Source organism: Paenisporosarcina sp. P5_A11, assembly GCF_056400705.1.
The window spans coordinates 1-7,266 of record NZ_JBFUKT010000167.1; the positions used below are offsets into that span (position 1 = coordinate 1).

A 7,266-nucleotide genomic window follows, 5' to 3' on the forward strand; every position below is an offset into this window, starting at 1 on the left:
GGATTGAATCATCTGTAGTAAGAGCATCACCTTTATTTGACTTCAATGCCGTAAATGCTTCAGCATAGTTTTCGAATTCAAGAACTTTAGCTTCTGGAGCTTTTTCACGAATATTTACAGCTGATGTTGAACCTTTTACAGCAAGGACAGTTGTATCTTTTGATAAGTCTTCAATACCTTGAACTTTACTTCCCTTTTCCACAAGCAGTGATTGACCAGCATCAAAATATACATCAGTGAAATCTACTTCTTTTTTACGCTCTTCATTAATTGTCATCGTAGCAACTACTGCATCAATTTTACCGTTATTCAATAGTCCTACTCGAGTTTTTGATGTAACCTCTTTGTACTCAGGCTTTACATCTGGACCAAACATTTCCTCTGCTAGTGCTTTAGAAAGATCAATATCAAATCCCTCTACATCACCAGTTGAAGGATTTTTCAATCCAAACAAACGAGTATCATATTTTACACCAAAAACAATCTTTTTATCTTCTTTGATTTGAGCTAGCACATCTTTATCTTCTTTTGCATCATCGCCCCCACCACAACCAACAAGAAAAGCAGCAGCTACTGTAGATACGAAAGCCATTTTTAATAATTTTTTTGTTTTAAACATTCCTTTTTCCCCCTATTAGTGATTTAATATACGGCTTAAAAATAGTCGAGCCCGTTCTTCACGGGGATTCTCGAAAAATTCAGCCGGAACTGCTTCTTCCAATATTCTACCTTCATCCATGAAGACGATTCGGTCTGCAACTTCTTTAGCAAAACCCATTTCATGTGTAACGACAACCATCGTCATTCCTTCTTTTGCAAGGGCTTTCATTACGTCTAAAACCTCGCCAATCATTTCTGGATCTAAAGCAGAAGTTGGTTCATCGAAAAGCATAATTTCTGGCTTCATTACCAGACCGCGAGCAATTGCCACACGTTGTTGTTGCCCCCCAGATAGCTGGGAAGGATAAGATTCGGCCTTATCTGAAATCCCTACTTTTTCGAGATAATACATAGCCGTCTCTTTTGCTTCTTTCACGCTTTGTCCCAATACTTTCATTGGGGCTAGAGTGATATTTTCAAGCACCTTTTTGTGTGGATATAAATAAAAATGCTGAAAAATCATACCAATATTACGTCTAAGCTTATTAATATCGGTTTTTTTATCTCCTACTGAAACTCCATTTACAGTGAGAGTTCCCTCAGAGATGGTTTCTAAATGATTCATGCAACGTAATAAAGTACTTTTTCCTGAACCAGAAGGACCTACTACAACCACTACTTCGCCCTTATTAATTTTCAAATTAATATCTTTTAAAACTTGAAAATCACCATAAAACTTATTTACTTGCTCAAACTCAATCATTTTTTACCTCCTATTTCAAACAATTACTCTATGTATTTTGCTTATTAAAAATTTTCTGAATCTATTTAATTATATTCATACTTTTCGACATAGTCAAACAAGGCTATATAATCAGTCTTCTTAATAGTGCGAAATTTTGAAGCATTTACAGATAAAACAATTACAACTTTTGAAGATTTCGAAGGACACTTAGCAACATTTCGTTCTTAAGGTTATACAGAAGGTAATAATGAAATGAAGTAGGGCTACGTTCAATTGCTGTAGCAATTTTCAATAGAAAAGGTGAGACAATTGCAGCCATGAATGCAAAATTAAAGAGAATCCAGCAACTTACTGCTGGATTCTCTTGTTAATATCTACACTTGTTACTTTTGGAATTTCACATTTAAAAATTATCTTTACTTATAAATTCCCGTTCTTTCGATCTGTAGCTTCATCAACTACTTCTTCTCGCAATCCTTTAATGCTTTCTTTACGGCGAGCATTTTTTTCCCTGATTGCTTCAATTTCTTTTCCATCACTAAAAGCCATTGTTTCTTCAGCGGCTTCCATATTAGCAATTGTGTTTTTTATTGTATCTTGGATCTTTTCAACATTATCAGAACGGTCATCAGGTTTCGGGGTATTTCTTGTCATTAATTTCCCATAGTTTCCCCAATTTCATCAAATGTATTTATGAATACTTTTGAATAACAAATAATCCAGCACTGACTTAGCTGCTGGATGACACATTTTATATCCAAATTATGTTTGTAGAACTTGAAATCAATCAGATCAAATAAAACTCTTTCCTTTCTTATAAAACCCTTCCATGTCGCCTTTTGGCACTAGAGCACCACCCGTTGCCCAGACGATGTGTGTTGCTTGTGAAGTATCCAAATTATGTTGTTGTACATAATTTGACGCTAAGATTCTCCCTGGACCATCTAGACCTGCTGCAGCAGAAGGTTCCAAAAAGATTCCATCACTATCTGCAAGGATCGCTAAATATTTAAATAACTCGTCATCTTCGATTGTATAAATACCGCTTACCAATTTTTCACTAATAGATGAGGCAAAACATGAAGGTCTTCCTACAGCTAGGCCGTCCCCTTCAGTTAGATTGTCTATTCCAAAATCTTGAACACACACTTTTTCCTTTTCACCAGTTAACAACCCTATTAACACAGCTGGTGAATGAGTAGGCTCTACAAAGAAACAATGAACATGGTCACCAAAGACTTGTTTCAACCCGAATGCAATCCCACCTGGAGAACCTCCGACGCCACAAGGCAAGTAAACAAATAAAGGATGCTCTGCGTCAACAAGTACCTTTTCTTCTTCAAGTTGTTTTTGAAGTCGAATAGCTGCCACACTATAACCTAAAAATAAGTGTTTTGAATTTTCATCATCCACAAAATATCCATTTACACTCCCAATGGTTTGCTGTCTGCCAGTGAAGATAGCTTCCCCAAAATCACCTTTAAACTCATGAACTGTTGCTCCTTTTGACCTCAATAAGTCCTTCTTCCACTGCTTTGCATCAGCTGACATGTAAACGGATACGTGAAAACCAAGCTTTGAACCAATAATGCCGATACTTAAACCTAAATTACCTGTTGAGCCAACACCTATTGTAAATTGCTTGAAAAACTCTTTAAATTTATTACTTGAAAATACGATATAATCATCATCTTGGTTAACTAATCCCGCTTCAATGGCTAATTTTTCAGCATAATAAAGGACCTCATAGACACCGCCTCGTGCTTTTATCGAGCCCGCAATTGGCAGTTCGTTATCACATTTTAAATAAAGATTACCTTGTATGTTGGTATGGTGTATAAGGTTAAGCTTATCTTTACTATTTGTTATTTTTCTTAGAGGCGATTCAATGATTCCCTTCACCTTTTCCGTTTCGGGAAATTCATTGGCCAAGAATGGAGCAAAACGCTGCCATAAGCGAGCTGCATCTTCCATATCTTCTTTGTTTACTGCCATAGGCGATAATTGATTCATCTTTTTCAGAGAAGGATTCAACCACACAACTGGTTCCAAATTAATAATAGGTTTTAAAAGTGGATATGTTTGTATCCATTTATCTATTTCCTTTTGCTCAAAGACCATGTTCTACATCCTTTCTCGGCGTCAACAAAGAATTACTAGTTAATTTAGTAATTTTAACAATTGATCTTTATGAGTATTCGACATCTCAAGTAAACTAAAGTTCCCTTGTTTAATTAATTCCATTACTTCATTTGTTTCTGCCCATGCCATATTGTATAAATAGTCATCAATTATTCCTTTGGACCGAGCTTCTTCTAGTTCATCAATATCTTTTTGAATGACTCTACCCGATGGTAGGACGATAATATCCAAATATAAATCATCCAACCATGGGACATTATTTTTGAAGCCATTTCTATAGCAAATATCAATGTACCACTGAACAATTTCACCTTTATCATTAAACATGGTTGTAACAGAATGATGTTTATTCGTGGGAAAGTGTTGAAGCCAAATATACCCATCATCCACGATGCAAAATTTTTCTTCTCCATATTTAGTAGATAAAGGTGCCGCAACTTTATTAACTTTTATTAAGGTTACATATCCTTTGAATTCTTTAGTATCAAAAAATGATTGCGTATAATCTCTATCAATAACTCGTTTCCATTCTGAGCGATCACCGTATTTCCTTTTCAATACATACACCCTCCAAATAAAACTACCTATCCTAATTATACCAATTAATATGTTCAGTTATAACAATGTTTAGGATTCTCGACAAATAATCGAGAAATGAACAAGATTTTCTTCTTTTGAATATTGTATTCTTCTCTCTGCCATTATTGACCAAATTGTGTTACGTTAATCGTGAACATATATCTCAACAATTCTAATCAAATTGGAGGAAAAAATAATGCAACGTGTAGAACTTTCAGAAGATTTATCTTTTTCAAGAATCATTCATGGTTTATGGAGGTTATCAGAGTGGGATATGTCAAATGAAGACGTGCTTTTACTCATTGAAGATTGCTTAAAAGCCGGTATTACAACATTTGATCATGCAGATATTTATGGTAATTATACATGTGAGAAAAAATTTGGAGATGCCCTTGCATTGAAACCAGAGCTTCGAAAAGAAATGGAAATTGTAACGAAATGCGGCATTAAACTTGTTTCTAATAATCGACCACAACACAGTGTTAAATCATATGATACGAGTAAAGAGCATATTATTGCGTCAGTAAATCAGTCACTTCAAAACCTACAAACTGATTACATAGATGTTCTCCTTATCCATCGACCAGATCCTTTTATGGACCCTGCAAAAGTAGCAGAAGCATTCACTCAGCTGAAAATCGAAGGTAAAGTTCGTCAGTTTGGTGTCTCGAATTTTAAACGTTCACACTATAAAATGCTTCAGTCCTATTTAGATTTCCCACTAATCACAAATCAAATTGAGCTTTCTGCTTATCAACTAGAGAACTTCGAGGATGGCACGCTAGATCTATGCCAAGAAGAAAAAATTACGCCGATGGCTTGGTCACCTCTAGCAGGAGGAAGTATTTTCTCTTCTAATGATCAAAGAGCGAAGAATTTGCGTGATACGTTGGAGCGAATTGCTGGTGAAATCGGCGCACACGGAATTGACGAAGTTCTGTATGCATGGTTATTAAGTCATCCTGCAAATATTATGCCGATTGTTGGTTCCGGTAAAATGGATCGGATTGAGTCCGCAATACGATCATTAGATTTAACATTATCAAGAGATCAGTGGTTTGAGATCTTGCAAGTTTCGATGGATCACGAAATAGCTTAATTCCAAACTTTTAATAATCAAAAACACAGTGAAGGGAAATAATCATTTGAAGCCTATTATAGGTATTTCTTCAAGTTTAAATGAGCATGTGCTGTCAGTCCCAATAGATTATATAAATGCTATTACCAAGTTTGGTGGTGTACCTATAATCCTCCCAAACCTTCAGGTGGGTGCTATCGAATCGATTGTCGAATTACTTGATGGCTTGCTTTTAACCGGCGGTGGAGACATCGACCCCACTTTATTTAATGAAGAGCCTCATCAAAATCTTGGAACTATTACACCTGAAAGAGATGAGTTTGAAATAGACATCATCCAAAAAATGATGAAGCTTAATAAACCTATTTTCGGGATTTGCAGAGGTTTGCAAATTTTGAATATCGCAATTGGTGGGGATATGTATCAAGATATTTACATGCAATCGCAAAATAAACTATTACAACATACTCAACTTGCTCCAAGGAGCCATACATCACACTTTGTTCATGTTAGTGAAGGCTCGAAGCTAAGTGATATCGTCCAAGTAGAAAAGTTTAAAGTGAATAGTTTTCATCATCAAGCTGTACGTAAAATTCCTGCTGACTTTAAAGCGAGTGCAATTGCCAGTGATGGGATAATTGAAGCTTTTGAAAGTATGAACCACAAGTTTGTCATGGGCTTACAATGGCATCCGGAGTGTTTGTTATCGAAAAACGACCACGCATCAACAGCCATTTTTGAAGCATTTATATTGTCATGTGAAAAATAAAATATTTAAAAATAATAAATTTCGAAAGGTCATTCTTAAATAATGGCCTTTTTTTGTTTCTTTAGACTAATATCAATATCCTCTTTACATCATTTTCTATTCATGAAAACATGCGGAATGGGAAAACTACAAAATGTATTGAAAAAAGGAGGTATTTTGATTTGAGTCGATGTTTTCAATTAACTTGTATAATGAGCGCATTTTTCTTTCTCGGTTCCTCCGTTGTTTCAGCAACAGATCAACAGACAAGAGAACAAATTCTAGATGAACGGATGGAAACCTATACAAAATATTCTAATTTAACATTACCCTGGTATTATTTAGCAGCTGTGGATCAGTTTGAACGGAACATCCAACAAGTGCGTAATGATCTCACAAAGCGAGAAGGAACAGTTGCCATACAATTTTCTAATGATTACTGGGTTGGTGTCAACAATCCGATTAAAAATGATACTCTCTCTGCATCCATCGCCTTTTTTGATGGGAACGGGATGGATGGAAATAATGACGGATTTGCAGATCAAAAAAATGATGACGACGTGATGCTAACCATGGCTCATTTCTTAAGCAATCACTCAGATAGTGAAAAAGAATTTAAACGGGCATTAAAGGCATACTATAAGAATGAACAATCAGTTACCCAAATTATGACGATTGCGAAGATTTACGAACATTTTGAGACATTAAAATTAGATCAAAACGCCTTTCCTCTTCCAGTTAATCAAGATTATAGCTACCGAAGCACCTGGGGAGACAGAAGAGGATGGGGTGGTCGCAGAATTCATGAAGGAACTGATTTGTTTGCCTCTTATGGTGTCCCTGTGCGAGCAACCACATACGGATTAATTGAAACTAAGGGTTGGAATGAATATGGAGGTTGGCGAGTAGGTATTCGTGATGTACAAAATACGTATCATTACTTTGCTCATTTATCCAGCTTTAGCAAAGACATTAAAAAAGGCGATATCATAAAACCTGGGACAATAATTGGTTATGTCGGTAGTACAGGATATGGGAAGAAATGGACTAGTGGTCGTTTTCCTCCCCATCTTCACTATGGGATGTATAAATATAATGGACGAACAGAATGGGCTTATGATCCTTATCCTTCACTCAAAAGATGGGAACAACAAGAACGAAAAGCTTCACGTTAAAATATAAGAAAATAAGGTTCAGTCGCTTGTTAGCTGCTGGATCTTTTCTCTGTAAGAACGCAATATATGTTTCATGATTTTTTATTAAGAAAAGTATAACTATATAGAATATATCCTGGATTCTACTTTCCAGTATATAATAAAGTTAGTATACATATATTTTATGTACTATTGTAGTGCGATTGAGCATATGGTGTAC

General features: G+C 35.6%; 8 protein-coding genes. 3 read left to right on the top strand and 5 right to left on the bottom strand.

The genetic code is table 11. The features are described 5' to 3' along the window. From AC1DOS_RS16370 to AC1DOS_RS16390, 5 genes are all read right to left on the bottom strand, one after another. Positions 1-619 (bottom strand): transporter substrate-binding domain-containing protein (locus AC1DOS_RS16370; protein ID WP_477538361.1); only part of this gene is annotated, 619 nt, incomplete at its 3' end. A 15-nt stretch (positions 620-634) separates the two neighbouring features. Continuing rightward, positions 635-1,363 carry an amino acid ABC transporter ATP-binding protein gene (locus AC1DOS_RS16375; protein WP_477538362.1) on the bottom strand — a complete coding sequence of 243 codons (729 nt, stop codon included), beginning with the start codon at positions 1,361-1,363 and terminating at the stop codon, positions 635-637. A gap of 402 nt (positions 1,364-1,765) precedes the next feature. Then, on the bottom strand, positions 1,766-1,999 hold the full coding sequence (gene tlp / locus AC1DOS_RS16380) for a small acid-soluble spore protein Tlp (protein WP_108586578.1): 234 nt from the start codon (positions 1,997-1,999) through the stop codon (positions 1,766-1,768). A gap of 138 nt (positions 2,000-2,137) precedes the next feature. Continuing rightward, on the bottom strand, positions 2,138-3,466 hold the full coding sequence (locus AC1DOS_RS16385; RefSeq protein WP_477538363.1) for a D-serine ammonia-lyase: 1,329 nt from the start codon (positions 3,464-3,466) through the stop codon (positions 2,138-2,140). Between the two features lie 39 nt (positions 3,467-3,505). Beyond that, positions 3,506-4,054 carry a ribonuclease FAU-1 family protein gene (locus AC1DOS_RS16390; RefSeq protein ID WP_477538364.1) on the bottom strand — a complete coding sequence of 183 codons (549 nt, stop codon included), beginning with the start codon at positions 4,052-4,054 and terminating at the stop codon, positions 3,506-3,508. A gap of 208 nt (positions 4,055-4,262) precedes the next feature. On the opposite strand from AC1DOS_RS16390, the gene AC1DOS_RS16395 reads away from it, so the two are divergent. The 3 genes from AC1DOS_RS16395 to AC1DOS_RS16405 all read left to right on the top strand — a co-directional run bounded on the left by AC1DOS_RS16395 (position 4,263) and on the right by AC1DOS_RS16405 (position 7,067). Beyond that, the gene (locus AC1DOS_RS16395) at positions 4,263-5,165 is read left to right on the top strand and encodes an aldo/keto reductase (protein WP_477538365.1); all 903 of its coding nucleotides are present in this window, start codon (positions 4,263-4,265) and stop codon (positions 5,163-5,165) included. A gap of 46 nt (positions 5,166-5,211) precedes the next feature. Further along, positions 5,212-5,913 (top strand): gamma-glutamyl-gamma-aminobutyrate hydrolase family protein, encoded by a 702-nt coding sequence (locus AC1DOS_RS16400; protein ID WP_477538366.1) that lies wholly within the window; start codon positions 5,212-5,214, stop codon positions 5,911-5,913. 161 nt (positions 5,914-6,074) lie between these two features. Continuing rightward, positions 6,075-7,067 carry a M23 family metallopeptidase gene (locus AC1DOS_RS16405; protein WP_477538367.1) on the top strand — a complete coding sequence of 331 codons (993 nt, stop codon included), beginning with the start codon at positions 6,075-6,077 and terminating at the stop codon, positions 7,065-7,067. Positions 7,068-7,266 lie beyond the last annotated feature (199 nt).